This is a genomic window from Providencia rustigianii DSM 4541 (genome assembly GCF_000156395.1).
Taxonomy (GTDB): Bacteria; Pseudomonadota; Gammaproteobacteria; order Enterobacterales; family Enterobacteriaceae; genus Providencia; species Providencia rustigianii.
Genome location: NZ_GG703822.1, coordinates 142,514 through 142,949 on the forward strand (window position 1 = coordinate 142,514; position 436 = coordinate 142,949).

At 43.8% G+C, this 436-nt stretch carries 1 protein-coding gene; it reads left to right on the top strand.

What is annotated here, in order from left to right; genetic code table 11:
- Positions 1 to 99 precede the first annotated feature (99 nt).
- A partial coding sequence (gene gpM / locus PROVRUST_RS17475; RefSeq protein WP_248696646.1) for a phage terminase small subunit occupies positions 100 to 436 on the top strand: 337 nt, incomplete at its 3' end.

Below are 436 nucleotides of genomic sequence, written 5' to 3' on the forward strand. Positions count from 1 at the left end.
AGCTACAGCGGAAGAAAATACTGCGCTTAAAGCTGAGCTTGATGCTCTAAAAAAAGAAGCTTGAGCAGAAAGAAAAAGCAGGGAAATAAGGGGTAAGTCGTGAACCCGTGGGAAAAAAAGCGCATGCAAGTGGAAGCAAAGAACGTCGGAGCGTATGGCGTTCTTACTGACCCATCAGCAGCAACACAAGTTAAATTGATGTTGAGGCAGCACATGCGTGACTTGAGCAAAATTCAATCATTTGAACGTAAAGCGGCATATAAGCGAAAAGCCTTGCAGTTGTATGAAACGTGGGTCACTGAAACGCTAAAAGGCAATTCAGGGGCGCAAGATGATGTATTGATGTATCTCATGTTGTGGTGTTTTGATGCGGGTGTATATGAGCAAGGACTTGATATTGCTGAATATGCACTCAAGCACAATCTTACCATGCCGT